The 25,139-nt window shown below is 63.5% G+C and carries 21 protein-coding genes; 18 read left to right on the forward strand and 3 right to left on the reverse strand.

Annotation, left to right across the window (positions count from 1 at the left end; all coding sequences use genetic code 11):
- Positions 1 to 13 precede the first annotated feature (13 nt).
- The 7 genes from hisB to coaA are packed head-to-tail and all read left to right on the forward strand — an operon-like array spanning position 14 to position 4,648.
- Positions 14 to 622 (forward strand): imidazoleglycerol-phosphate dehydratase HisB, encoded by a 609-nt coding sequence (hisB, locus tag ACE04I_RS02890; RefSeq protein ID WP_487206565.1) that lies wholly within the window; start codon positions 14 to 16, stop codon positions 620 to 622.
- A 19-nt stretch (positions 623 to 641) separates the two neighbouring features.
- Positions 642 to 1,124, forward strand: coding sequence for a DUF2628 domain-containing protein (locus ACE04I_RS02895; RefSeq protein ID WP_487206566.1), 483 nt, complete (start codon positions 642 to 644; stop codon positions 1,122 to 1,124).
- Positions 1,124 to 1,774 (forward strand): imidazole glycerol phosphate synthase subunit HisH, encoded by a 651-nt coding sequence (gene hisH, locus ACE04I_RS02900; protein ID WP_487206567.1) that lies wholly within the window; start codon positions 1,124 to 1,126, stop codon positions 1,772 to 1,774. Before ACE04I_RS02895 ends, hisH begins: the two co-directional genes overlap by 1 nt.
- Before the next feature lie 25 nt (positions 1,775 to 1,799).
- Positions 1,800 to 2,543 carry a 1-(5-phosphoribosyl)-5-[(5-phosphoribosylamino)methylideneamino]imidazole-4-carboxamide isomerase gene (gene hisA / locus ACE04I_RS02905; protein WP_487206568.1) on the forward strand — a complete coding sequence of 248 codons (744 nt, stop codon included), beginning with the start codon at positions 1,800 to 1,802 and terminating at the stop codon, positions 2,541 to 2,543.
- Positions 2,540 to 3,328, forward strand: a complete 789-nt coding sequence (gene hisF, locus ACE04I_RS02910) for an imidazole glycerol phosphate synthase subunit HisF (protein WP_487206569.1) — start codon at positions 2,540 to 2,542, stop codon at positions 3,326 to 3,328. The genes hisA and hisF overlap by 4 nt, the downstream gene beginning before the upstream one ends.
- A 13-nt stretch (positions 3,329 to 3,341) precedes the next feature.
- Positions 3,342 to 3,665 carry a phosphoribosyl-ATP diphosphatase gene (locus tag ACE04I_RS02915; protein ID WP_487206570.1) on the forward strand — a complete coding sequence of 108 codons (324 nt, stop codon included), beginning with the start codon at positions 3,342 to 3,344 and terminating at the stop codon, positions 3,663 to 3,665.
- Entirely contained in the window at positions 3,662 to 4,648 is a 987-nt protein-coding gene (gene coaA / locus ACE04I_RS02920) for a type I pantothenate kinase (RefSeq protein WP_046796675.1), read from the forward strand. The genes ACE04I_RS02915 and coaA overlap by 4 nt, the downstream gene beginning before the upstream one ends.
- A gap of 21 nt (positions 4,649 to 4,669) precedes the next feature.
- Here the strand turns inward: coaA and ACE04I_RS02925 are convergent, their stop codons facing one another.
- The 3 genes from ACE04I_RS02925 to ACE04I_RS02935 form a co-directional block, all read right to left on the reverse strand.
- On the reverse strand, positions 4,670 to 5,281 hold the full coding sequence (locus tag ACE04I_RS02925; RefSeq protein ID WP_487206571.1) for an alpha-ketoglutarate-dependent dioxygenase AlkB family protein: 612 nt from the start codon (positions 5,279 to 5,281) through the stop codon (positions 4,670 to 4,672).
- 14 nt (positions 5,282 to 5,295) lie between these two features.
- A complete protein-coding gene (arfB, locus tag ACE04I_RS02930; protein ID WP_487206572.1) occupies positions 5,296 to 5,730 on the reverse strand; it encodes an alternative ribosome rescue aminoacyl-tRNA hydrolase ArfB in 435 nt (144 codons plus the stop codon).
- A gap of 116 nt (positions 5,731 to 5,846) precedes the next feature.
- The gene (locus ACE04I_RS02935) at positions 5,847 to 7,457 is read right to left on the reverse strand and encodes a phosphoenolpyruvate carboxykinase (RefSeq protein WP_487206573.1); all 1,611 of its coding nucleotides are present in this window, start codon (positions 7,455 to 7,457) and stop codon (positions 5,847 to 5,849) included.
- Between the two features lie 324 nt (positions 7,458 to 7,781).
- On the opposite strand from ACE04I_RS02935, the gene ACE04I_RS02940 reads away from it, so the two are divergent.
- The 11 genes from ACE04I_RS02940 to addA all read left to right on the forward strand — a co-directional run bounded on the left by ACE04I_RS02940 (position 7,782) and on the right by addA (position 25,097).
- A complete protein-coding gene (locus ACE04I_RS02940) occupies positions 7,782 to 8,507 on the forward strand; it encodes a response regulator transcription factor (RefSeq protein ID WP_487206619.1) in 726 nt (241 codons plus the stop codon).
- A gap of 184 nt (positions 8,508 to 8,691) precedes the next feature.
- Positions 8,692 to 10,470, forward strand: a complete 1,779-nt coding sequence (locus tag ACE04I_RS02945) for a stimulus-sensing domain-containing protein (RefSeq protein WP_487206620.1) — start codon at positions 8,692 to 8,694, stop codon at positions 10,468 to 10,470.
- Positions 10,467 to 10,931: an HPr kinase/phosphorylase gene (locus tag ACE04I_RS02950; protein WP_487206574.1), complete on the forward strand. Its 465-nt coding sequence runs from the start codon at positions 10,467 to 10,469 to the stop codon at positions 10,929 to 10,931. The genes ACE04I_RS02945 and ACE04I_RS02950 overlap by 4 nt, the downstream gene beginning before the upstream one ends.
- A 124-nt stretch (positions 10,932 to 11,055) precedes the next feature.
- On the forward strand, positions 11,056 to 11,457 hold the full coding sequence (locus ACE04I_RS02955; RefSeq protein WP_046796681.1) for a PTS sugar transporter subunit IIA: 402 nt from the start codon (positions 11,056 to 11,058) through the stop codon (positions 11,455 to 11,457).
- A 14-nt stretch (positions 11,458 to 11,471) separates the two neighbouring features.
- Positions 11,472 to 11,747, forward strand: a complete 276-nt coding sequence (locus ACE04I_RS02960; RefSeq protein ID WP_046796682.1) for an HPr family phosphocarrier protein — start codon at positions 11,472 to 11,474, stop codon at positions 11,745 to 11,747.
- Positions 11,748 to 11,929: 182 nt separating this feature from the next.
- Positions 11,930 to 13,330: an adenosylhomocysteinase gene (ahcY, locus tag ACE04I_RS02965; RefSeq protein WP_046796683.1), complete on the forward strand. Its 1,401-nt coding sequence runs from the start codon at positions 11,930 to 11,932 to the stop codon at positions 13,328 to 13,330.
- Between the two features lie 195 nt (positions 13,331 to 13,525).
- On the forward strand, positions 13,526 to 16,105 hold the full coding sequence (locus ACE04I_RS02970; RefSeq protein ID WP_487206575.1) for a PAS domain-containing sensor histidine kinase: 2,580 nt from the start codon (positions 13,526 to 13,528) through the stop codon (positions 16,103 to 16,105).
- On the forward strand, positions 16,102 to 17,625 hold the full coding sequence (gene tsaE, locus ACE04I_RS02975; RefSeq protein WP_487206576.1) for a tRNA (adenosine(37)-N6)-threonylcarbamoyltransferase complex ATPase subunit type 1 TsaE: 1,524 nt from the start codon (positions 16,102 to 16,104) through the stop codon (positions 17,623 to 17,625). The genes ACE04I_RS02970 and tsaE overlap by 4 nt, the downstream gene beginning before the upstream one ends.
- A 13-nt stretch (positions 17,626 to 17,638) precedes the next feature.
- Positions 17,639 to 18,370, forward strand: a complete 732-nt coding sequence (locus tag ACE04I_RS02980) for a nucleotidyltransferase family protein (RefSeq protein WP_487206577.1) — start codon at positions 17,639 to 17,641, stop codon at positions 18,368 to 18,370.
- 3 nt (positions 18,371 to 18,373) lie between these two features.
- The gene (gene addB, locus ACE04I_RS02985; RefSeq protein ID WP_487206578.1) at positions 18,374 to 21,562 is read left to right on the forward strand and encodes a double-strand break repair protein AddB; all 3,189 of its coding nucleotides are present in this window, start codon (positions 18,374 to 18,376) and stop codon (positions 21,560 to 21,562) included.
- The gene (addA, locus tag ACE04I_RS02990; protein ID WP_487206579.1) at positions 21,555 to 25,097 is read left to right on the forward strand and encodes a double-strand break repair helicase AddA; all 3,543 of its coding nucleotides are present in this window, start codon (positions 21,555 to 21,557) and stop codon (positions 25,095 to 25,097) included. The genes addB and addA overlap by 8 nt, the downstream gene beginning before the upstream one ends.
- Positions 25,098 to 25,139: the final 42 nt, after the last annotated feature.

The following is a 25,139-nucleotide window of genomic DNA, read 5'->3' on the forward strand; positions in this document are numbered from 1 at the left end:
CATGGAGTGACCAATGGGCGAGACCGCAACCGGACGCGTGGGCGCCGTTTCCCGCAAGACCAACGAAACTTCCGTCTCCGTCTCCGTCAATCTCGACGGCACCGGGACCTCGAAGATTTCCACGGGCGTCGGCTTCTTCGACCATATGCTGGACCAGCTTTCCCGCCATTCGCTGATCGATATGGAGATTGACGTGAAGGGCGACCTGCACATCGATGATCACCACACGGTGGAGGATACCGGCATCGCGCTCGGCCAGGCGGTCGCCAAGGCCCTCGGCGACCGGCGCGGCATCACCCGCTATGCCTCGATCGATCTTGCCATGGACGAAACCATGACGAAAGCGGCCGTCGATCTTTCCGGCCGGCCCTTCCTCGTCTGGAACGTCGCCTTCAGCGCGACGAAGATCGGCACTTTCGATACGGAGCTGGTGCGCGAATTCTTCCAGGCCTTCGCGCAGAACGCCGGGATCACCCTGCATGTGCTGAACCATTACGGCGCCAACAACCACCATATCGCGGAAACCTGCTTCAAGGCCGTGGCGCGCGCACTCCGCACCGCCACCGAAATCGATCCGCGCCAGGCAAACCGCGTTCCCTCGACGAAGGGAACGCTGGTCTGACCGGCCGAAGGAGGTCGTCTTGACAAGCTATCTCGTTCTGACCCCGCCTGGAGGCCCGGAGAGGGACCACCGCTCGACCATCGTGCTTCCCGACCGGTTCTCCTGGCTGGCGCTTCTCTTTCCGTGGATCTGGCTTCTCGCCAAGCGCCTCTGGCTTGCGGCCGTTGCGATCTTCGTCCTTCAACTGGGCACGGGATGGCTGATGCAGTTTCCGGGCCTCGAGACCGCCGGCTGGCTCGCAGGTCTGGCAATCAACCTGCTGGTCGCATTCGAAGGAAGGCATTATTATTCGGAACACCTGATCCGCCGCGGCTGGAGCCTCGACGCGGTGATCTCGGCCGACAGCCGGGCCGGCGCCGAAGACATCTATTTCACCACGCTGAGGCGGGCGGAGGATAAGTCGCTGCCGCCCTCGGCTGAATGGGCGGTGCAAGCCCCCACCGCGGCGCCCACCGGCTGGCGTCCGGCCCTCGGGCTCTTCGATCATGAAGGAGGACGCTGATGCGCGTCGCGATCATCGATTACGGATCGGGCAATCTGCGCTCGGCCACCAAGGCTTTCGAACGCGCCGCCGAGGAAGCCGGCATCGAGGCCAAGATCGACCTTACCGACAAGGCGGAAGCCGTCGCGACCGCCGACCGCATCGTGCTGCCGGGCGTCGGCGCCTATGCCGATTGCCGCGCAGGGCTCGATGCCGTTCCCGGCATGCGGGACGCGATCATCGACGTGGTGGAGCATAAGGGCCGCCCCTTCCTGGGCATCTGCGTCGGCATGCAGCTCATGTCCTCCCGAGGCCTCGAGAAGACGACCACGGAGGGTTTCGGCTGGATTGAGGGCGATGTCGTGGAGATGACGCCCAACGACCCGAACCTGAAGATCCCCCAGATTGGCTGGAACACGCTAGACATTCACCACGAGCACCCGCTCTTCGAAGGCATTCCGACTGGGCCGGACGGCCTGCACGCCTATTTCGTGCATTCCTATCATCTTGCGGCGAAACACCGGCACGACGTGATCGCGACAGCCGATTATGGCGGTGCGGTCACCGCCTTCGTGGCGCGCGACAACATCGCGGGCTCGCAGTTCCATCCGGAAAAGAGCCAGGCGCTCGGCCTTGCCCTCATTGCCAATTTCCTGCGCTGGAAGCCTTGAGGCTCGCGCAGCAGAAGGAAGAAACATGATCCTTTTCCCCGCTATCGACCTCAAGGACGGCCAATGCGTTCGCCTGAAGCTCGGCGACATGGAGCAGGCGACCGTCTACAATCCCGATCCTGCCGCGCAGGCCAAGGCCTTCGAAGATCAAGGTTTCGAGTGGCTGCATGTGGTGGACCTCAACGGCGCCTTCGCGGGAACGAGCGTCAACGGGGCGGCCGTCGACGCCATCCTGAAGGCTACCAAAAACCCGGTGCAGCTCGGCGGCGGCATTCGCACGCTCGATCATATCGAAGCCTGGCTTTCGCGTGGGCTTGCCCGCGTCATCCTCGGCACGGTGGCAGTGCGCGATCCGGCGCTGGTCATCGAAGCGTGCAATCGTTTCCCCGGCCAGGTCGCCGTCGGCATCGACGCCAAGGGCGGCAAGGTCGCCGTCGAAGGCTGGGCGGAAGCCTCCGAACTCGGCGTCATCGAACTTGCGAAGAAATTCGAGGGGGCCGGCGTCGCTGCGATCATCTACACCGATATCGACCGGGACGGCATTCTGGCCGGCATCAACTGGGCTTCCACGCTGGAACTCGCGAACGCCGTCTCCATCCCGGTGATCGCGTCGGGCGGGCTTGCCTCGCTCGACGACATCCGCCGCATGCTGGAGCCGGACGCAGCCAAGCTCGAAGGTGCGATTTCCGGCCGCGCGCTCTATGATGGCCGCATCGACCCCGCCGAAGCGCTCTCCCTTATCCGCTCCTCACAAGGACGTGCCGCATGACCCTGAAGGCTCGCGTAATCCCCTGCCTCGATGTCAAGGATGGCCGCGTCGTCAAAGGCGTCAACTTCGTCGACCTCGTTGATGCCGGCGATCCGGTGGAGGCTGCCAAGGCCTATGACGCCGCGGGCGCCGACGAACTCTGCTTCCTCGACATCACCGCCTCGTCCGACAACCGCGAGACGATCTTCGATGTCGTGGCGCGCACGGCCGATCACTGCTTCATGCCGCTGACCGTCGGCGGCGGCGTGCGTTCAATCGCCGACATCCGCAAGCTGCTGCTTGCCGGGGCCGACAAGGTTTCCATCAATTCGGCAGCCGTCAACAACCCGGATTTCGTCGCGGAAGCAGCCGACAAGTTCGGCAACCAGTGCATCGTCGTCTCGATCGATGCAAAGCGCCGGCTGACGCAATCGGTCGGCGGCGACAATCGCAGCGAATGGGAGATCTATACGCATGGCGGCCGTAACGCGACCGGCATCGATGCCGTGGAATTCGCCGAGAGAATGGTCGAACGCGGCGCCGGCGAATTGCTCGTGACTTCCATGGATCGAGACGGCACGAAGATCGGCTACGATCTTGAGCTGACGCGCGCGATCGCCGACAGCGTGCGGGCGCCGGTGATTGCGTCGGGCGGCGTCGGCTCGCTGGACGATCTGGTGGCCGGCGTGAAGCAAGGCCATGCCACGGCGGTGCTCGCCGCTTCGATCTTCCACTTCGGCACCTATTCCGTCGGCGAGGCCAAGCACTATATGGCCCAAAACGGCATCGCGATGCGGCTCGATTGAGAAAGGCCCGGTCATGAGCGGATTTTCCCTCAAGGATCTCGAAAGGATCGTCGGCGAACGCGCGAAAGCCTCGCCACAGGAATCCTGGACGGCGAAGCTCGTTGCCGCGGGGCAGCCGAAGGCCGCCAAGAAGCTCGGCGAGGAGGCGGTGGAGACGGTCATCGCCGCGGTCGCCCAGGGGCGCGAGGAGCTGACCGCCGAAAGCGCCGATCTCCTCTATCATCTTTTAGTCGTCTTGCGCATCGCCGGCATCCCGTTGCAGGATGTCCTCGACGAGCTGGAAAAAAGGACCGGACAGTCCGGCCTTCAGGAAAAGGCTAACCGGCAGACATCATGACGACCGCCACAAAAACTGCCGAGATGCCGGACCCCTCCCCGTCTGCGACCTATTCGCCCTATCATCAGTTCACTTCGGAAGAATGGGCGAAGTTCAGGGCGGATACTCCGCTGACGCTGAAGGCCGACGAGGTCGCCAGGCTTCGCTCGCTCGACGATCCGATCGATCTCGACGAGGTCCGCCGCATCTACCTTTCGCTGTCGCGCCTGCTTTCCTCGCATGTGGAAGCATCGCAACTGCTTTTCCGGCAGCGGAACCGGTTCTTGAGCCTCTCGGATGTCGCCAAGACGCCCTTCATCATCGGTATCGCCGGATCGGTCGCGGTCGGCAAATCCACCACGGCGCGTATCCTGAAGGAACTGCTGGCCCGCTGGCCGTCGAGCCCGAAGGTCGACCTCATCACCACCGACGGTTTCCTCTATCCGAACGCGGTTCTCCAGCGCGAGAACCTGATGGACAGGAAGGGTTTCCCGGAAAGCTACGACATCGGCTCCGTCCTGCGCTTCCTTTCCGCCATCAAGGCCGGCGAGCCGAACGTGAAGGCGCCGCGCTATTCGCACCTCACCTATGACGTGCTGCCGAGCGAGTTCACCCTGGTCGACCGGCCGGATATCCTGATCTTCGAGGGCATCAACGTGCTGCAGGCGCGCGCCTTGCCGGCGGACGGCAAGATCGTGCCGATCGTTTCCGATTTCTTCGATTTCTCGATCTATATCGATGCCGACGAGGCGCTGATCCACAACTGGTATGTCGCCCGCTTCATGAAGCTTCGCGAGACCGCCTTCCGCGATCCCAGTTCCTATTTCAACCGCTATGCGACGATCGACGAGGATGCCGCCCGCGCCGTGGCCGAGGGCCTTTGGGAAAACATCAACCTGAAGAACCTGCGCCAGAACATTCTGCCGACCAGGCCGCGCGCCGATCTCATCCTTCGCAAGGGCAAGAACCACCTGATCGAGACCGTGGCGCTGCGCAAGCTGTAGCCAATCGATAACCAGCTATTTTCAGGGGTTCACGCGTCGCAGCGTGAGATTGATGCGTCCGCCGTTCTTCAGCAGCGTGGAAGTGCCCGGATAGATGCGGTCCACACCGTGGAAGGCGAGCCGCCCTTCGCCGCCGAGAACCACGACATCGCCGCTCGAAAGCCGGAAGGAGCCGGTCGGATCTTTCCGGGAAAGGCCGCCGACCCGGAAGAGGCAGGTATTGCCGAGCGAGACCGAAACCACCGGCGCTTCCAGATCGGTTTCGTCCTTGTCCTGGTGCAGCCCCATTTTCGCGTCGTCGGAATAGAAATTGACGAGGCAGGCCTCCGGCGGCTTCGAATAGCCCGACAGCTCCTCCCACAAATCCAGCAGTTCTCCCGGAATGGGCGGCCAGGGATTTCCGGTGCCCGGATGCGTGGACTGGTAGCGATAGCCTCGCTCCTTGTCGGTCACCCAGCCGAGCGAGCCGCAATTGGTCATCCTGACCGACATGGGCTTGCCGGTGCCGGGCATTTCCGGAACGTAAAGCGGGGCCTCGGCCACCACCCCTCGGACGAGTTCCACCAGATGCTCCTGCGCGGCGCGATCGAGATATCCCGGCAGATGGCGTATGCCGTTCGCAAAGCTTGCCATGGCTCGCTTTCCTTTCAGTCCCTCACAGGCCGGCCACGCATTTTCTTGATCTCGGAACGTCCGGACTTTTCCTTCAGCCGCCGCTCCACCGAGCCCTTCGTCGGCTTGGTTGCCTTGCGTGGCGGCGGAGGCGGCTTTGCCGCTTCGAGGATCAGCTCCTTCAGCCGCTCACGCGCCTCCTCGCGATTGCGTTCCTGACTGCGGGACCGGCTCGCCTCTATCATCAGAACGCCCTCTTTCGACACCCGTTTTCCGGCGAGCTTGATGGCGTTCTGCTTCACCCGGTCCGGCAGCGAAGGCGAATTGGTAATGTCGAAGAAGAGCTGGACGGCGGTCGAGACCTTGTTGACGTTTTGGCCGCCCGGCCCGCCGGCAAGCACGAACTGCTCGGTGAGCTCCCATCCGGCGATGGTGATGCGGCTATTGATGATAAGAGGATTGCTGGCCATTGTTCTATCTCCGGGCGCATCCTTTCCATAAACGGCGGCAAAAGAAAACCGCCGGCCTCTATGGAGACCGGCGGTCGAATGTTCCACGTGAATCCAGTCGCTTATAAGCTATTTACTTATTGGGCGGCCGCGAGCAGCCCCGGGGCGGCGTCCCTTACCTTGCTGTCCACATGATCCTCGAACTTCTCGAAGTTCTTGATGAACATGGAGACGAGCTTTGCCGCCTGCGCGTCATAGGCCGGGCCATCGGACCAGGTCGAGCGCGGGTCGAGAATAGAGACATCCACGCCTTCCACAGAAACCGGAACGGCAAAGCCGAAATTCGGATCGGTGCGGAATTCCGCGTTCTTGAGGCTGCCGGTGAGTGCCGCCGTCAGAAGCGTGCGGGTCGCCTTGATCGGCATGCGGTGGCCGGTGCCGTAGGCGCCGCCCGTCCAGCCGGTGTTGACCAGCCAGCAATCCACGCCATGCCGATCGATGAGATCGCGCAGCAGGTTGCCGTATTCCGCCGGATGGCGCGGCATGAAGGGCGCGCCGAAGCAGGTCGAGAAGGTCGCTTCCGGCTCGGTCACGCCCTTTTCCGTGCCCGCCACCTTGGCGGTGTAACCGGAGAGGAAGTGATACATGGCCTGTTCCGGCGTCAGCCTGGCGATCGGGGGCATCACGCCGAAGGCATCCGCCGTCAGCATGATGATCGTCTTCGGATGTGGCGCCAGGCCCGTTTCCGAAGCATTCGGAATGAAATGCAGCGGATAGGCGCTGCGGGTGTTCTCCGTCAGCGAATTGTCGTTGAAATCCGGCACGCGGTTTTCGTCGAGCACCACGTTTTCCAGCACGGTGCCGAAACGCCGGGTTGCCGCATAGATTTCCGGCTCGGCTTCGGCGGAAAGCTTGATGGCCTTGGCGTAGCAGCCGCCTTCGAAGTTGAAGATGCCGTTTTCGCCCCAGCCGTGCTCGTCGTCGCCGATCAGCGTGCGGGCCGGATCGGCCGAAAGCGTCGTCTTGCCGGTGCCGGACAGGCCGAAGAAGACGGCCGAATCGCCGGCCGGGCCGACATTGGCCGAGCAATGCATGGGCATAACGCCCTTGGCCGGCAGGAGGTAGTTCAGCACCGTGAAGACGGATTTCTTGTTCTCGCCGGCATAGGAGGTGCCGCCGATCAGCACGAGGCCATTCGCCAGGTCGCAGGCGATCACGGTCTCCGAACGGCAGCCGTGACGGGCGGGATCGGCCCGGAAGCTCGGCAGATTGATGATCGTCAGCTTCTGCTGGAAACCCGACAAGGTCTCCCGCTTCGGCCGGATCAGCAGATTGCGGATGAAAAGCGCGTGCCAGGCATATTCCGTGACGACGCGGGTCGGCAGGGCATATTCGGCATCGGCGCCGCCGATCAGGTCCTGGACGAACAGCGTCTTGCCTGCCGCGTGCGCCAGCATGTCCCGGCGCAGCACTTCGAAATGCTCCGGCGAGATGGGCTTGTTGTTGTCCCACCAGATCTGGTTTTCCGTGCTGGAATCGCGGACGACGAACTTGTCCTTCGGCGAGCGGCCGGTGTGTTGGCCGGTCACGGCTCGCAGCGCTCCATCGATAGTGAGTTCGGCTTCGCCGCGGCGCAGAGCCTCTTCATAGAGTTCGACCTCGGAAAAATTGTAATTGACGCGGGATGCGTCGCCGAGACCGAGTGCCGCCAGACCGTTTGACGGGTTGTGAAGTCCTAACTCCTCCATACGCGCCTTCCTTTATTTTGCCGTTGGATAACGGGGAAAGTAGTGGGAGTTTAAAGAAAGGGCAAGAGTCCATTCAAAATAATGCAATGATATCAAATAATTAATCGATTTAAAAAATTTTATTTCCATTTAAATCGGTTTAAGCGATATTTTGGTTTTGCTGCTGAAAACTTGTCGGACAGCCTGAAAAGCCTGCGACCGTAAGCCGCCCCTTTATCTTTGCCACAATTTGTTCCACCTTTATACTCACAAGGCGCATCGGCGGGTTGCCACCGGCGGGGGTGATTCAGGAGACGCGCAATAATGGTGACGGAGACGGAGAGCATGCAGACAATCGCGCTCGTTGACGACGACCGCAACATTCTAACCTCGGTGTCGATCGCGCTCGAGGCAGAAGGTTACAAGGTCGAAACTTACACGGACGGCGCTTCCGCGCTCGATGGCCTGATCGCCCGTCCACCGCAATTGGCGATATTCGACATCAAGATGCCGCGCATGGACGGCATGGAGCTTCTGCGGCGACTTCGCCAGAAGTCCGACGTTCCGGTGATCTTCCTCACCTCCAAGGATGAGGAGATTGACGAGCTGTTCGGGCTGAAGATGGGTGCCGACGACTTCATCACCAAACCTTTCTCCCAGCGCCTGCTGGTCGAACGGGTGAAGGCGATCCTGAGGCGCGCCAGCAATCGCGAAGCCCTGGTTGGCTCCGGCGCAAAGCCGGCGGCCGACCAGCAGCAGCAGTCGCGCACGCTCGAGCGCGGCCAGCTCCTCATGGACCAGGAGCGCCATACATGCACCTGGAAGGGCGAGCCGGTAACGCTTACGGTCACCGAATTCCTCATCCTGCATTCGCTTGCCCAGCGTCCCGGCGTGGTGAAAAGCCGTGACGCGCTGATGGATGCTGCCTATGATGAGCAGGTCTACGTCGACGACCGCACCATCGACAGCCACATCAAGCGGCTGCGCAAGAAATTCAAGATGGTCGACGGCGACTTCGACATGATCGAGACGCTCTATGGCGTGGGTTACCGCTTCCGCGAGGCCGCCTGAGATCAGGCACCTTGCGAAAGCTTAACTTGAGGCCGCGCCCGGATCGGCATAGAGCGTTCCCTCGACCGGATGGAACGGTCCGATCGGCTAGGCCTGCGGGCGGGCCGATCATCCGACCGGACCATTCTGTTCGGCCTTGAACCGCCCCAGGGGCTCGGCGGAAGGACTGCAGGTGGCAGATCAGCTGCTCGACAGAGACATCGTGGGAACGACCGAAACCGAGACGCGGCGCGTGCCGCGGCGGCTTTGGTCGCATCCTTTCACGCTGATACGCCGGGTTTTCGGCCACGCGGTGTTCTCGAGCCTCACCCGCCGCATCCTGTTCTTCAACATCGCCGCCACCGTCGTCCTGGTGGGCGGCATCCTCTACCTCAACCAGTTCCGCGAGGGCCTGATCGATGCACGGGTCGAGAGCCTGCTGACCCAAGGCGAAATCATCGCCGGCGCGATCTCGGCATCGGCATCGGTTGATACGAACTCGATCACCATCGATCCGGAAAAACTGCTCGAACTGCAGGCAGGCCAGAGCATCACCCCGGTGCCGAACGACGAGGATCTCGACTTCCCGATCGATCCGGAACGCGTGGCCCCGGTGCTGCGCCGCCTGATCTCGCCGACAAGGACCCGCGCGCGCCTCTTCGATGCCGATGCCAATCTGCTGCTCGATTCCCGGCATCTCTATTCGCGCGGCCAAGTGCTCCGCTTTGATCTGCCGCCGGTGGAGAACGAATCCACGAGCTGGAGCGACTGGTTCGCGAGCCTCTTCAACAGGCTGCTGCAGCCCGGCAATCTGCCCTCCTACAAGGAGGCGCCGGGCGGCGACGGCTCGATCTATCCGGAAGTGATGAACGCGCTGACCGGCGTGCGCGGCGCGGTCGTGCGCGTCACCGACCGCGGCGAGCTGATCGTCTCGGTCGCCGTTCCCGTCCAGCGATTCAGGGCGGTCCTCGGCGTCCTCCTGCTCTCCACCCAGGCGGGCGACATCGACAAGATCGTGCATGCCGAACGTCTTGCCATCATGCGCGTCTTCGGGGTGGCCACTCTCGTCAACATCCTGCTTTCGCTCCTGCTTTCGTCGACGATCGCCAATCCGCTGCGCCGTCTTTCGGCTGCCGCCATCCGCGTCCGCCGTGGCGCCAAGCAGCGCGAGGAAATCCCCGACTTCGCCTATCGCCAGGATGAGATCGGCAATCTTTCCATCGCGCTTCGCGAAATGACGACGGCGCTCTACGACCGCATCGATGCGATCGAGAGCTTCGCCGCCGATGTCAGCCATGAGCTTAAGAACCCGCTGACTTCGCTCCGCAGCGCGGTCGAGACGCTGCCGCTTGCCAAGACAGAGGAATCCAAGCAACGGCTCACCGAGATCATCTTCCACGACGTACGCCGTCTCGACCGCCTCATCAGCGACATTTCCGACGCCTCCCGGCTCGATGCGGAGCTCGCCCGTTCTGATTCCACCCCGGTCGACATGGAAAGCCTGCTCAACAACCTGGTTGACATTTCGCGGCAGATCCGCACCGACCGGAAACCGGTCGAGATCGACCTGTCGATCGACAGCAAGGCCGGCAACAAAGCCGCCTTCGTCGTCAACGGACACGATCTGAGGCTGGGCCAGATCACAACCAATCTCATCGAGAACGCCCGCTCCTTCGTACCGGAAAAGGGCGGCCGGATCACAATCCGCCTTTCCCATGGCAAGGGCAAGGTGACCGTCACCATGGAGGACAACGGTCCCGGCATCCAGGCCGAGGATATCGACCGCATCTTCGAGCGCTTCTATACCGACCGTCCGGAAGGAGAAAGTTTCGGGCAGAATTCCGGCCTCGGCCTCTCCATCAGCCGGCAGATCGCCGAGGCACATGGCGGCACGCTGAGGGCCGAGAACATTCAGGACCCCAAGACGGGAGCAACGGTCGGCGCCCGCTTCATCCTGTCGCTGCCGGCCGGCGAGCCCTCATGACGCCCACGCCGGTCAATATTCATGCGACCGCTATCGTGATCGGCGAAAGCGGTATCGTCTTCGCCGGCCCATCGGGCAGCGGCAAATCCCTGACCGCCCTCACCTGCATGGCGGCCGCCCGCAGGCAGGGCCTCTTTTCCGCGCTGGTGGCCGATGACCGCGTTCTCGTTTCGCGCGAGGGCGACCGGCTGATCGCCTCCTGCCCCGCCTCGATCGCCGGTCTCATCGAGATACGCGGCAGCGGCATCACGCGCATCGAAAGCGTCCCCTCGGCTACGCTTCATCTTGCCGTCTCGCTCGTCTCTCTGCCGGAAGCAGAACGCCTGCCGCCGGAAAACGAGGTTTTTTCCATCCCCGGCGCGGGCACGCTGCCGCTCCTCAGAATCTGGTGGAACGCACCGGATCCACTTGCCGTTCTGGCCGCCTTCGCTCCCCGTTTCGGCCTGGAAATACCTTTTTGAGCTTTCCACCCGCAGATTTTTGACTTGCACTTCATTTCTACTTGGCGAAGATGCCTTCCCACCGCTGGACGGCCTTGTTGCGATGCGATATGGGCCGCGAGTTCTGTAGCAGGGGGCAGTTTTCATGATCGGACTTGTGCTTGTCACACATGGCAAGCTGGCTGAGGAGTTTCGTCATGCGGTGGAGCATGTCGTAGGTCCACAGAAGTTTATCGAGACAGTATCGATCGGCCCTGAAGACGACATGGACCAGCGGCGTCAGGACATCGTGGATGCGGTCGCCCGCGCCGATGACGGTCACGGCGTGATCATCCTCACCGACATGTTCGGCGGAACCCCGTCCAATCTTTCCATTTCCGTCATGGACAGCGGCAAGACGGAAGTGATCGCCGGCGTCAACCTTCCCATGCTGATCAAGCTCGCCGGCGTGCGCAGCGACAACAACATGGAAAGAGCGCTGGTCGAGGCCTCCGATGCGGGCCGCAAATACATCAACGTCGCCAGCCGCGTGCTCAGCGGGAAATGAGAACAGCCACCTCCATGCCGCCCCTTTCCCGCGAACTCCTGATCGTCAACAAACGCGGGCTGCATGCGCGCGCTTCCGCGAAATTCGTGCAGATGGTCGAGAGCTTCGACGCCGAGATAACCGTCTCGAAAGACGGCACCACCGTCGGCGGGACCTCCATCATGGGCCTGATGATGCTGGCGGCCAGCCCCGGCTGCAGCGTAGAGGTGAGCGCCAGCGGCCGCCAGGCCGAAGAAGCGCTCGACGCGCTCGAGCGGCTGGTTGCCGACAAGTTCGGCGAGGAAGCCTGACCTTCCCGAATAGCTCCACTCTCGGGACATAAAGACATAAAGACTTCTTTATGTCCCGTTGCCTCCAGCGACGAAGCCTGATACATCCCGATGCCAGCACCCGCCCTCTCCCGAGGCGGGCGAAGTCCTGTCGCGTGCCGCGACTTTCGCCGGCGCGTGGCCAATCTGAGCTGGAGAGCTTCATGAGCACTGACAAGGATTACATCGTCGCCGATATCGGTCTTGCCGCTTTCGGCCGCAAGGAACTCGATATTGCCGAAACGGAAATGCCGGGCCTGATGTCCTGCCGCGCCGAATTCGGTGAACAGAAGCCGCTGAAGGGCGCCCGCATTTCCGGCTCGCTGCACATGACGATCCAGACCGGCGTGCTGATCGAGACGCTGACGGCGCTCGGCGCCGAGGTCCGCTGGGCCTCCTGCAACATCTTCTCCACCCAGGATCATGCCGCAGCCGCGATCGCCGCCGCCGGCATTCCGGTCTTCGCCGTCAAGGGCGAGTCGCTCGAGGAATACTGGCAGTACACCGACAAGATCTTCCAGTGGACCGATGGCGGCCTCTCCAACATGATCCTCGACGACGGCGGTGACGCCACCATGTACATCCTGCTCGGCGCCCGCGCCGAAGCGGGCGAGGACGTGCTTTCCAATCCGGGCTCGGAAGAAGAGGAAATCCTCTTCGCGCAGATCAAGAAGCGCCTCCAGGCATCGCCGGGCTGGTTCACCAAACAGCGCGATGCCATCAAGGGCGTCACGGAAGAAACCACCACGGGCGTTCACCGCCTCTATGAGCTCTCCAAGAAGGGCCTGCTGCCTTTCCCGGCGATCAACGTCAACGACTCGGTCACCAAGTCCAAGTTCGACAACAAGTACGGCTGCAAGGAATCGCTGGTCGACGGCATCCGCCGCGGCACGGACGTGATGATGGCCGGCAAGGTCGCGGTCGTCTGCGGCTATGGCGACGTCGGCAAGGGTTCCGCCGCATCGCTCGCCGGCGCCGGCGCACGCGTCAAGATCACCGAAGCCGATCCGATCTGCGCGCTGCAGGCCGCCATGGATGGCTTCGAAGTCGTCCTGCTCGAGGACGTCGTCTCGACCGCCGATATCTTCATCACCACCACCGGCAACAAGGACGTCATCCGCATCGACCACATGCGCGCCATGAAGGACATGGCGATCGTCGGCAACATCGGCCACTTCGACAACGAGATCCAGGTCGCCGCTCTCCGGAACCTCAAGTGGACCAACGTCAAGCCGCAGGTCGATATGATCGAGTTCCCGAAGGGCAACCGCATCATCCTGCTTTCGGAAGGCCGGCTGCTCAACCTCGGCAACGCCACCGGCCACCCTTCCTTCGTCATGTCGGCCTCGTTCACCAACCAGACGCTGGCGCAGATCGAGCTCTTCACAAAGCAGGGCCAGTACAAGAACGAGGTCTATATCCTGCCCAAACAGCTCGATGAGAAGGTCGCCCGGCTGCATCTCGACAAGCTCGGCGTGAAGCTGACGGAACTCTCCGAGGAACAGGCCGCCTATATCGGCGTCTCGCCCAAGGGCCCGTTCAAGCCGGAACACTACAGGTACTGATACCTACCCATCCAATCCACAAGATATGGTAGCCGCGGCCCTTGACAAAAGCCGCGGCTTCTTTTTTGAGGCTGTCCCTTCCCGGCGATTCCCCAAGAAGGTATTGTTTTAACGATTGATTCGCACCGGCTCGAGGCAAGGTGCGGAATGGTATGTCTTGTCGATGAGCGGCAACTAGACGGAGACAGACCGGGTATGTCGGTAAAGGAAGAGTGCCTGTCCAGGCAGGCCGATCGTCATGACGTCGGCGCAAGAACGCCAGGCGTATGGCGCTGCCGCGGATTTTTCCGCGGCGATCTGGTCAGCAGGAAACTGGGCAAGCTGGCGCGCTTCTGCAGCGTGCTGCTCGGCGGTGCGTCGCTATCGGTGCTCGCCGGAACGGCCGCCGCTCAAGAAGCCGGTGCCGCGGGCTCACGGCTTTTCTCCTCGATGGAAGTCATCGTCTCCTCCGTGGCGCTCGGCGCGCTCGGTGCCGTTCTTCTCTCGGCCGTCTGGCTGGTCCGCCAGCGCGGCAATATGGAAGCCGAAAGCCAGGAGATGCGCAGCGCCCTTTCGGACGCGCAGCAGCGGATCTCGAAATATGAGGCGCTGATCGCCGACAAGAACCGGCGCATCGTGGTGTGGGACGGCCCCGGCTCCCGCCCGGAATTCCTGGGCCAGCTTCCGGCCGAAACCGGCGCGCCCGCGCAGGATCCGGATTTTCTCGCCTTCGGACGCTGGCTTCGCGCCACGTCGGCGGGCGAGCTCGAAAAGGCGATCGACCAGCTTCGCAGCGGCGCCCGCAGCTTCGACATGGTGGTGGAGACCCAGCGGGACGAAATTCTCGAGGTGCAGGGCCGGGTTTCCGGAAGCAAGGCCTTCGTTCGGTTCATCGCGCTCAACAATCTGCGCGCCGAACTCGCCGAGTTGAAGATCGAGCGGGAGAGGCTCACCGGTTCCATCGCGCTCTTCCAGTCCCTGCTCGATGCGATCGAGCAGCCGGTCTGGCGCCGCGATGTCGAGGGTCGGATCACCTGGGTGAACCAGGCCTATGGAGAGGCGGTCGAAGCCGGCAGCCCGGCCCAGGCAGTCGAAGAGACGCGGGAACTGCTCGGCACCATCACCCGCGAAAAGATCCGCGCGACGGCCACCGTCACGTCTCCCTTCCACGAGCGGCTTTCGACGGTCGTGCACGGCAACCGCAGCGTTTTCGAGGTCGTCGACGTGGTGGCGCCCACCGGGTCGGCCGGCATGGCGATCGACGTCTCCGAGGCGGAAGCCGTGCGGGAAGAGCTGAAACGGACACTGCGCAGCCATGCCGAAACGCTTGATCATCTGGCGACGCCCGTTGCCATCTTCGATCGCGACAGGCGGCTGCAATTCTATAACCAGGCCTTCGCGCAGCTCTGGGGCCTGAGCCTGCCCTTCCTCGAATCCCGCCCGGACAACAGCGAGCTCCTCGACAAGCTGCGCAGCGACAGCAAGCTGCCGGAGCAGTTGAGCTGGCGGAGCTGGAAGGAGTCGGCGCTCTCCGTCTACCAGTCCACCGAAACGCAAACCAATCTGTGGCACCTGCCGAACGGCCAGACGCTGCGCGTGATCGCCACGGCCCATCCGCAGGGCGGAGCCACCTGGGTTTTCGAGAACCTGACGGAGCAGGTCGATCTGGAGACCCGCTACAACACGCTCGTGAAGGTCCAGGGCGAGACGATCGACCACCTTGCCGAAGCGGTCGCGGTATTCGGGCCGGACGGACGCATGCGGCTTTCCAATCCCGCCTTCCGGGCGCTATGGGGCATCACCGCGGAAGAAGCCAAACCCGGCACGCATATCCGCGACATCGACGCAGCCTGCGCCGCCTCCTATGACAAGCCGGACGGCTGGCGCCGGTTCGGCCAGATGCTGACCAATTTCGACGACGAACGTCCCTCGCTGCAGGGAACGCTGGAGCTCTATTCCGGCCTGATCCTCGATTATGCGGTGACGCCGCTGCCGAACGCACAGACCATGTTCACGTTCGTCGACATGACGGCGAGCGCGCGGGCCGAACGGGCGCTCAAGGAGAAGAACGAGGCGCTGCGCAGGGCCGACGAGATCAAGAACGATTTCGTCCAGCACGTTTCCTACGAGCTGCGTTCGCCGCTCACCAACATCATCGGCTTCACCGATCTCTTGAAGACGCCGGGCCTCGGGCCGCTCAACGAGCGGCAGGCCGAATATGTCGACCATATCTCGACCTCGTCCTCCGTGCTGCTGACGATCGTCAACGACATCCTGGATCTCGCCACCCTCGATGCCGGCATCATGCAGCTGCATTACTCGGAAGCGAGCATAGACGATCTGCTGGACGACGTGGCCATGCAGATCGCCGACCGCCTGCAGGAAAACAGCGTGACGCTGGCGATCACCGCGCCGGCCGGTCTCGGGACCGTCGTCGCCGACCAGCAGCGGCTGAAGCAGATTCTTCTCAAGCTTCTGACCAATGCCGCCAATTTCGCGCCCGAGGGCTCCGAGATAGCGCTTACCTGCTGGAAAGAGAGCGGCGACGTATACTTCTCCGTCTCCGATCGGGGACCGGGCATTCCGCAGGATATGCTGAAGACGGTCTTCGACCGCTTCTCCTCCAGCGCGAAGGGCGGCAAGCGCAGCGGCGCGGGCCTCGGCCTTTCCATCGTCGAGAGCTTCGTCACCCTGCACAAGGGCGAAGTCTCGATCGACAGCCGTCCCGGCCAGGGCACGACCGTGACCTGCCGGATACCGAGCGGCACCACATTCCATTCCGTCGCCGCCGAATGAACGGCCGGACCGTCATCACCCTGGATCTTCCCGGCGAAGCCGAAACCATGCGGCTCGGCGAGGACCTGGCCCTTGCCCTGAAGGTCGGGGATTGTCTCGCGCTTTCCGGCGATCTCGGCGCCGGCAAATCGACACTTGCGAGAGCGCTGCTGCGAGCCCTTGCCGATGATGACGATCTGGAAGTGCCGAGCCCGACCTTCACGCTGGTCCAGAGTTACGACCTGAGAATTCCCGTCGCGCATTTCGATCTCTACCGGCTTGGGGACGCTTCCGAGCTCGACGAACTCGGCTTCGACGAGGCGCTTTCGAACGGCATCTGCATCGTCGAATGGCCGGAGATCGCCGAAGACCTGTTGCCCGACAGCCGCATCACGCTGAAACTGGAGCACCGCGGCTCCGGCCGTGTCGCCACCATCACCGCGCCGGAAGAGCGGATGAAGCGCATCCGCCGCGTGCTGACGATCCGCGACGCGCTCAACGGCTGGGGCTATGCCGGCGCCCGTCGCCGGTATCTCACCGGCGACGCTTCCGTACGCGCCTACGAGACGCTGAGGACGGCAGACGGCAGAGACTTCATCCTGATGGATTGGCCTCGCCAGCCGGAAGGTCCTCCCGTGCTCGACGGAAAGCCCTATCCCAAGGTGGCGCACATCGCCGAGGATGCCTACCCCTTCGTGGCGATCGCCGGCTATCTGCGGGAAATCGGGCTTGCGGCACCGCAGGTTTTCAACGCCGACTATGAGCAGGGCATTCTCGTCATCGAGGATCTCGGCCGCGAGGGCGTCCTCCACGAGACCGGCCGGCCGATCTCGGATCGCTACCGCGAAAGCGTCGCCTGCCTCGCTTTTCTGCATGGTCATCAGGTGAGCCAGGACATTCCGGTCACCGATACCCATGTTCACCACATCCCGGATTTCGATCCGACGGCGATGAAGATGGAGGCCCGGCTTCTCCTCGACTGGCATCTGCCCTGGAAGCGCGGCGCACAGCCGAGCGAGGAGGAGCGGCAGGATTATCTTGCGATCTGGGACGGGCTGATCCACGAACTGGAAGGCTCGGAAAGAAACCTTCTTCTTCGCGATTTCCATTCCCCGAACATCATCTGGCGCCCGCACGAATCCGGCGTGCGCCGAATCGGCATCATCGATTTCCAGGATGCGATGATCGGTCCGACGGCCTATGACCTCGCCGCGATCGTGCAGGATGCGCGGGTCGATATCCCGGAACCTCTCGCCGAGCAGATGATGGTGGACTATGTGACGCTGCGCCGCTCGCTTAGCTCTCCCTCGAGCCCCTTCGACGAACCGGCCTTCCTGAAGGCATTTTCGATCATGGCGGCACAGCGCAATTGCAAGCTTGCCGGCCTGTGGGTAAGGCTGAAGGAGCGTGACGGCAAGCCCGGCTACATGAAGCATATGCCGCGCACGCTTCGCTATCTTGCGGCCGCGCTCCGGCACGAAGCGCTCGCCCCCTTGCGCGATTGGTGCCATAAGGCTGGAATAGACCTGCCCGAATCATAGAATACGGTTCCACATGACCATCACACAGGCCATGGTGCTCGCCGCGGGGCTCGGCACCCGCATGCGCCCGATCACCGATACGATGCCGAAGCCGCTGGTGCCGGTCGCCGGCAGGCCGATGATCGACTACGCGCTGGATGTGCTGGCCGATGCGGGCGTCACCCGCGCCGCAGTCAATGTGCATCACTTCGCCGAGCGGATGGAGGCGCATCTCAGGGCCTATCCCCGCATGGATATCCTGGTCTCTGACGAGCGCGGCCGTCTCATGAATTCCGGCGGCGGGCTTGCAAAGGGCCTGCGGCTGCTGGAGCCGGGCCTGCTTTATGTGATGAATGCCGATCTCTTCTGGGTCGGTGAAATACCGGGCAGGAAGACCAATCTGCAGCGGCTTGCGGAATTCTTCGACCCGGCAACCATGGACATGGCGCTTCTCTGCGTACCGCTCGAACGCACCACCGGCCATAACGGCAAGAAGGATTTCCAGCTCGATCCGGACGGCAGACTTTCCCGTTACCGGGAAGGCGGCGACAATCCGGTCGTCTATGCAGGCGCGATTGTGATGCATTCCTCGCTTTTCGACGATGCGCCGGAGGATGCCTTCAATCTCAACATCTATTTCGACCGCGCGATCGTGAACGGCCGGCTCCACGGCCTCGTCATGGAAGGGCACTGGATTACCGTCGGCACCCCCGAGGCGCTCCCGCAAGCGGAGGCGGTGATCGCCCGGCTGCCGGTGGAGGTTTAAGCCTTGGGCGCGGCCCGACAGAAGCGGGTTCTGACCATCCCGCCGGCTGCGCCCTTTCTCAAGACGGTGGCCGCCGCGCTGCTTGCCGGGCGCCTCACGGATGGTTTCCGCTACGATCCGGGCGATCCGCTTTCGCTGGCGGGCATTACCATATTCGTGCCGACCCGCCGCGCAGCCCGCGTGCTACGCTCCGAATTCGTCGATCTCCTCGGCGGCCGCTCCGCGATCCTGCCGATCATCCGGCCGCTCGGCGAAACGGATGACGACAGCGGCTTTTTCGATCTCGTCGCGCCGGAGGAGATGGACCTCGCATTGCCGATTGGCGGCACGGCGCGGCTTCTCGAGCTCGGCCGGCTGATCCTTGCCTGGCGAAACCAGCTCCCGAAAGCCGTGGTCGACGTGCATCAGCAATCGCCGCTGATCGCACCGGCAAGCCCGGCGGACGCCATCTGGCTTGCCCGCGCGCTTGCCGAGCTCATCGATTCCATCGAGACCGAGGAGCGCGACTGGGCGGACCTCAAGAAACTCGACACGGGCGAACACGCCCTCTGGTGGCAGCTGACCGCCGAGTTCCTGTCGATCGCCAGCGCCTTCTGGCCGATGCGGTTGGAGGAGCTGCGCCGTTCCTCTCCCGCAAGGCATCGAGCGGCGCTCTTGAAGGGCGAGACCAGGCGCATCTCGGAGCGTGGCCCCGAGGGCCCGGTGATCGTCGCCGGCTCGACCGGATCGGTTCCGGCGGCGGCCGAACTGATTTCCGCGATCGCCGCGCTGCCGAACGGTGCCGTGATCCTGCCCGGCCTCGACCTTGCCATGTCCGACGAGGAATGGTCGATGATCGGCGAGGACCGGAGCGACGGCAGGGCCGATCCCACGGGCCGCAGCCATCCGCAATTCGGGCTTTCGCGCCTGCTCAAGAAGATGCAGGTGGAGCGCGGCGAGGTCGAGACGCTGGGCGAGGTTTCCGCCGCGCTCGATTTCCGGGCCGCCGCACTTTCGCGGGCAATGGCGCCGGCAAAAGCGACCGATCGGTGGAGCGAGTGGCGGAACGAGGCCGATCCCGGCCTGCTCGAACGTGCTTTCGCGGAGGTTTCGCTGATCGAAGCGGCCAACGAGCGCGAGGAAGCCGTCGCAATCGCGATCGCGCTGAGGCTGGCGCTCGAACAGCCGGGCAGGAACGGCGACTTCTCCCAAGCCTCCCTCATCACGCCGGACCGGGCGCTTGCCCGCCGCGTCACCGCCGAGCTTTCCCGGTTCGGCATCATCGCCGACGATTCGGCCGGCACCCCGCTTTCCGGCACGCCGCAGGGCACGCTGACCCAGCTCGTGCTGGAAGCAGCGCTCAGACCCGGCGACCCGGTGGCGATCGCCGCCCTCCTCAAGCATCCGCTGCTCAGGCTCGGCCTCGATGCCCGCCTCGTTCGGGAAGCCGCCGAAGCGCTGGAGCTTCTGGGCCTGCGCGGCGGCACCGGAGAGCTCGACATCTCGGCGCTGGAACCGGTCCTCGAAGAACAATTGGCGCGTCAGGCCGAGGACGGCCGTACCCCGCGCTGGCGGCTGTCGCTGCCGGAAGGATCGGCGGACAGGGCGCGGGATCTCGCCAAACGCCTTTCGACTGCCGTCGAGCCGCTCGCCTCGGCCTTTGCCCGGCGCTGGCCGGATGGGCTCGGCCTCACCAACAGGCTCGCGCTTGCCGATTGGGCGGCAAGAACCGGCCGCGTGCTGGAAGCACTTGCGGTGGACGAGCGCGGCGACCTCTCTCCCCTCTGGTCGGGAGAAGCGGGGGAGCGGCTCTCCGCGCTGTTTGCGGAGGTCATCGAGACCGAGGGCCAGATGGAGGCGGACGGTCCGCAATGGATCGATATCGTCATGGCGTTGACGACCGGCGAGGCGGTCAAGCCCCGTTCGCTCGCCCATCCGCGCGTTTTCATCTTCGGCACGCTGGAAGCACGGCTGCAAAGCGTCGATACAATGATCCTCGGCGGGCTGAACGAAGGTTCCTGGCCCGGCCAGACGATCAACAATCCCTTCCTCTCCCGCACCATGAAGACGGAAATGGGTCTCGAGCCGCCGGAACGGCGGATCGGCCAGCTCGCCCATGATTTCGCGATGGCGAGCGGTACAAGGCATCTCATCTATTCCCGCTCGCTCAGGCAGGGCTCGACGCCGACCGTTGCTTCACGCTGGCTGCAGAGGCTTCTGGCGCTCGGTGGCGAAGAGTTCGCCAGGGCGCTGAAGGCGCGCGGCGACCTTTACCGGGAATGGGCAACGGCGATCGATGCCGGCGAGAACCAGCCTCCTGCGAGGCGTCCGGCGCCACGGCCGCCGGCCGGGCTGCAGCCGAAGAAATACTCCTTCAGCGAAGTAGGCCGGCTCAGGCGCGATCCCTATTCCATCTATGCCAGGCGCATCCTGAAGCTCGACCCGCTCGACCCCTTCAATCGCGATCCCGGTGCATCCGAGCGCGGCACGCTCTATCACGCGATCATCGACCGCTATACGCGGGAAGGTCACGTTCCCGGTTCGCCAGCCTCGCGGGAGGCGATGGCGAGGATCATCGCGGAACTCTTCGACGCAGAGCAGCTTGCGCCGCATATCGACCGTGTCTGGCGGCCGCGCTTTGCCGCCGTCGCGGAGGAATTCCTCCGCTGGGAGGCTGGGCGCGCGCCGGATATCCGCCGGACCTACACGGAGGTGGCGGCCGGCTGGGAAATCGAAGCGGCCGGCATACGGCTCACCGGCATCGCGGACCGGATCGACATCAAGGGTTCCGGACTTGCCGACATCGTCGACTACAAGACCGGCTCCAGCCCCTCGGCTCCCCAAGCTCGTTCGCTCCTCGATCCGCAGCTCGCGCTGGAGGCCGCGGCCCTGATGGCCGGCGGCTTCCGGGAACTCGGCGCCCAGCGGCCCGACGACCTGCTTTACGTCCGGCTCAAGCCGGGAGATCGCTTTAAGCTCGACAAGGTGAACAACGAGGGAGCCAAGACGAATCCCAAATCCGCAATGGAACTTGCCCAGGAATCCGTCGATCAGCTCACCCGCTTCGTCACCACGCTTCAAACCGGAGAGAAGGGCTTCGCCTCCCGCCTTATCCCGGTGAAGCAGGGCGATTTCGGCGGCGAATACGATCATCTCGCCCGCGTGGCGGAATGGTCCACCGCCGACGATGAGGAGGCCGAAGCGGATGAATAACATGCATCCGGAAGACGACGATCCCGGCAAATGGATCGACTGGACGACGGTGCAGCAATCGCTCGCCTCCGATCCGGTGAGCTCCGCCTGGGTTTCGGCCAATGCGGGTTCCGGCAAGACGCATGTGCTCACGCAACGAGTCATCCGGCTTCTGCTGTCCGGCTGCCGTCCTTCCTCCATCCTCTGCCTCACCTACACGAAGGCCGCGGCCTCGGAAATGTCGAACCGCGTGTTCCAACGGCTTGCCGAATGGGCAGTTCTTTCCGATGAGGAGCTGCGCCGAAGGATCGCCGCCATCGAAGGTCATGAGCCGGATTCGCTGAAACTTGCGGAAGCGCGCCGCCTGTTCGCCAAGGCGCTGGAAACGCCGGGCGGACTGAAGATCCAGACCATCCACGCCTTCTGCGAGGCGCTGCTGCACCAGTTTCCGTTGGAGGCTAATGTCGCGGGCCACTTTTCCGTACTCGACGACCGGGCGGCATCCGCCCTGCTCGCCGAAGCCCGGCGGTCTCTGTTGACCGCCACTTCGGCGGAGGATGACCCCGATCTCGCCGAAGCCTTCGCGCATGTGCTCGATCTCGGCGACGAGTTCGGCCTGGAGACCCTGCTCAGCGATATCATCTCCAACCGGAGCGCCATCCAGCGGTTCATAGCCTATGCGGAGCGGCATGGCGGCGTGGAGGCTGAACTCCGGCGCGCCTTCGGGCTCGCAGCCGGCGAGACGGAGGAGACGATCGCAGCCGGTTACTGGCCGCTCCCCAGCCTCTTCGGAGCCACGCTCGACCTCTATCTCGTGCTTGCCGACCAGAATGGCGGGCAGAGGGTCACCGAGGTCGCCTACGGCTTGCGGATGGTCGCGAGGGAGGCGGATGCCTTCAAGCGGGCGCAATATCTGGAACAGATATTCCTGACCAGGGAGGGCAAGCCGAAGGCGGATTCCATGCTGATCGCCAAGGCGATCACGAATGCCGCGCCCGATCTTGCCGAAGCGGTAGCCGCCGCCCGCGCGCATGTTGCCGCCTCCCGCGAGCGGCTTCGCCTGCTGCGGATGTTTTCCGCCACCAGGGCGGCGCTGGTCCTGGCGGAGCGGCTGAACGGCGATTACGAGGATCTCAAGAAGCAGCGCAGCCTGCTCGATTTCGAGGACCTGATCGCCCGAACCGCCGAACTCCTGACTCGCGAAGGGGTCGGCGCCTGGGTGCATTACAAGCTCGACCAGGGTATCGACCATATCCTCGTCGACGAGGCTCAGGATACGAGCCCGGTACAGTGGACGGTCATCAAATCGCTCGCCGAGGATTTCTATTCGGGCAACAGTTCCCGCGAGGCGCGCCGCACCATCTTCGCCGTCGGCGACGAGAAGCAGTCGATCTATTCCTTTCAGGGCGCGCGGCCGGAGCGTTTCGCCGAAGAGCGCAGCGAAACGGAAAAGCGGGTGCGCGCCAGCGGCCAAAGCTTCAATCCGGTGCGGCTGCCGCTTTCCTTCCGGTCCACCGCCAACGTGCTCGCAGCCGTCGATCAGGTGTTTTCTCTTGCCGAGAACGCAAGGGGCTTGAGCGCTACCGGAGAACCGGTGCAGCATCGCTCGAACCGCATCGGCCATCCCGGTACCGTCGATCTTTGGAACATGGTGGCTCCGGAAGTTTCCGAAACGGACGAGGACTGGACCGCTCCCTTCGATGCGACGCCCGACAAGGCGCCCTCCGCGATCCTGGCCGCCCGCATCGCCCATGCGATCGGCGAAATGATCGGCAAGGAAACCATCATCGAAAAGGGCGCCGAACGGCCGATCGAGCCGGGCGACATTCTCGTTCTGGTGCGTAAGCGCGACGCCTTCGTCAACGCACTCACCCGAGCACTGAAGCGCCGCGACAATATCCCCGTTGCCGGCGCCGACCGCCTGCGGCTGACCAGCCATATCGCTGTGCAGGACCTGCTCGCCCTCGGACGTTTCCTGGTGCTGCCGCAGGACGACCTTTCGCTCGCCGCCCTTTTGAAGAGCCCGCTCTTCAACCTTTCGGAAGAAGACGTCTTTGAAGTCGCGGCACTTCGGCCGGAAAGTTCGAGCGCCTGGAACCAGCTCCTCGCCCTTTCCGAGGAACAGCCGCTGCGCTTCCGGGATGCCGCGGAACGGCTGAGCCATCTTTTCGACCTGTCGCGGCAGCTCAGTCCGCATGATCTCTTTGCCCGGATTCTGGGGCCCCTCGGAGGCCGCCGAAAGTTCCTCGGCCGGCTCGGGACCGAGGCCGGCGACATTCTCGACGAGTTTCTGACCTTCGCGCTCGACCATGAGACCAAGGGCCTGCCCGGCCTGCAAAGCTTCGTGGCTACACTCGAAATCGAGTCACCGGAAATCAAGCGCGAGCAGGATAGCGGCCGCAACGAGGTGCGGATCATGACCGTTCATGCCTCCAAGGGTCTGGAAGCGCCGGTGGTGTTCCTGGTCGATGGCGGGTCCAAGGCCTTCATCTCCTCGCATGTGCCGAAATTCCGCCTGCTCAGGATCGACGGCGAGGAAGTGCCTGCCTGGGTTCCGGGAAAGATGCTTTCCAATCCCTTCACGGTGGCGGATGACGAGCGGATCAGGACCGCCACGGAAGAAGAATATCGCCGGCTGCTCTATGTCGGCATGACGCGGGCGGCCGACCGGCTGATCGTCTGCGGCTATCGCGGCGCCCGCGAAAATCCCGATACCTGGCATTCGATGATCGCTTCGGCGCTGGCCGCCCATGAGAGCCATTGCTCCCCCGCCACCTTCACCGGGCCGGATGGTGAATGGGAGGGTCTGCGCTGGCGATTGCCGGCCGTTGCCGGCCGTATCGCGCAGGGAAGAGCGAAAGGCGGAGCGCATTCGGAAAAATTGCCGCTGCCTGAAGCTCTCCGGCGACCGCTTCCGCCGCAGAAAATCCTGCCGCGGCCGCTCAGCCCGTCCGGCGCCGGCACGATGGTGGAGGACGAGACGGACGATCTCATCGTCACCTCCCCGCTCTTCGGCGAAAAGCACCTGCCCGGCATTGCCTTGCAGAAGGGCCGCCTCGTTCATCGCATGTTGCAGACGCTGCCGGACTTCCCCGAGGCCGAGCGGGAAGCCGCCGCGCGACGCTATGCCGAACGGGCTGCTCGTTACTGGCCTTCCGAGGAACGCGAAGGGCTCGTCCGCCGCGTGCTCGCCGTGCTTTCGCATCCCGTGCTCGAAACTGTCTTCTCCGCCCATGCTCGAGCAGAAGTCTCCGTCATGGGGACGCTGACGCTGGAGGGCAAGGATCATGCGATCTCCGGCCGTATCGACCGGTTGGCGGTCACCGACGCCAGGGTCACCATTCTCGACTACAAGACGAACCGCGTGCCACCGGATGGGCCGCAGGAAGTTCCTCTCGCCTATAGGGCGCAGCTTGCCATCTATCGCGAGATTCTGAAGCCGCTTTATCCCAGCCGAATCTTCGACTGCGTGCTCGTCTATACCGAAAACGCCAGCGTCATTCCGCTGCCCGACGAGCTGCTTTCACGCTCGCTTGCGGAGATCAAGACAAAGTGAGATAGCCACCATTGAAACTTGCCTTTTTCGGCATCACATTTG

This window comes from Rhizobium moroccans (genome assembly GCF_057559155.1).

Bases quoted from the DNA above. Each gene is read 5' to 3' on its own strand.
- hisB (WP_487206565.1), top strand. From the start codon at position 14: ATGGGCGAGACCGCAACCGGACGCGTGGGCGCCGTTTCCCGCAAGACC.
- hisH (WP_487206567.1), top strand. From the start codon at position 1,124: ATGCGCGTCGCGATCATCGATTACGGATCGGGCAATCTGCGCTCGGCC.
- hisA (WP_487206568.1), top strand. From the start codon at position 1,800: ATGATCCTTTTCCCCGCTATCGACCTCAAGGACGGCCAATGCGTTCGC.
- hisF (WP_487206569.1), top strand. From the start codon at position 2,540: ATGACCCTGAAGGCTCGCGTAATCCCCTGCCTCGATGTCAAGGATGGC.
- ACE04I_RS02915 (WP_487206570.1), top strand. From the start codon at position 3,342: ATGAGCGGATTTTCCCTCAAGGATCTCGAAAGGATCGTCGGCGAACGC.
- coaA (WP_046796675.1), top strand. From the start codon at position 3,662: ATGACGACCGCCACAAAAACTGCCGAGATGCCGGACCCCTCCCCGTCT.
- ACE04I_RS02925 (WP_487206571.1), bottom strand. From the start codon at position 5,281: ATGGCAAGCTTTGCGAACGGCATACGCCATCTGCCGGGATATCTCGAT.
- arfB (WP_487206572.1), bottom strand. From the start codon at position 5,730: ATGGCCAGCAATCCTCTTATCATCAATAGCCGCATCACCATCGCCGGA.
- ACE04I_RS02935 (WP_487206573.1), bottom strand. From the start codon at position 7,457: ATGGAGGAGTTAGGACTTCACAACCCGTCAAACGGTCTGGCGGCACTC.
- ACE04I_RS02940 (WP_487206619.1), top strand. From the start codon at position 7,782: ATGCAGACAATCGCGCTCGTTGACGACGACCGCAACATTCTAACCTCG.
- ACE04I_RS02950 (WP_487206574.1), top strand. From the start codon at position 10,467: ATGACGCCCACGCCGGTCAATATTCATGCGACCGCTATCGTGATCGGC.
- ACE04I_RS02955 (WP_046796681.1), top strand. From the start codon at position 11,056: ATGATCGGACTTGTGCTTGTCACACATGGCAAGCTGGCTGAGGAGTTT.
- ACE04I_RS02960 (WP_046796682.1), top strand. From the start codon at position 11,472: ATGCCGCCCCTTTCCCGCGAACTCCTGATCGTCAACAAACGCGGGCTG.
- ahcY (WP_046796683.1), top strand. From the start codon at position 11,930: ATGAGCACTGACAAGGATTACATCGTCGCCGATATCGGTCTTGCCGCT.
- ACE04I_RS02970 (WP_487206575.1), top strand. From the start codon at position 13,526: ATGTCGGTAAAGGAAGAGTGCCTGTCCAGGCAGGCCGATCGTCATGAC.
- tsaE (WP_487206576.1), top strand. From the start codon at position 16,102: ATGAACGGCCGGACCGTCATCACCCTGGATCTTCCCGGCGAAGCCGAA.
- ACE04I_RS02980 (WP_487206577.1), top strand. From the start codon at position 17,639: ATGACCATCACACAGGCCATGGTGCTCGCCGCGGGGCTCGGCACCCGC.
- addA (WP_487206579.1), top strand. From the start codon at position 21,555: ATGAATAACATGCATCCGGAAGACGACGATCCCGGCAAATGGATCGAC.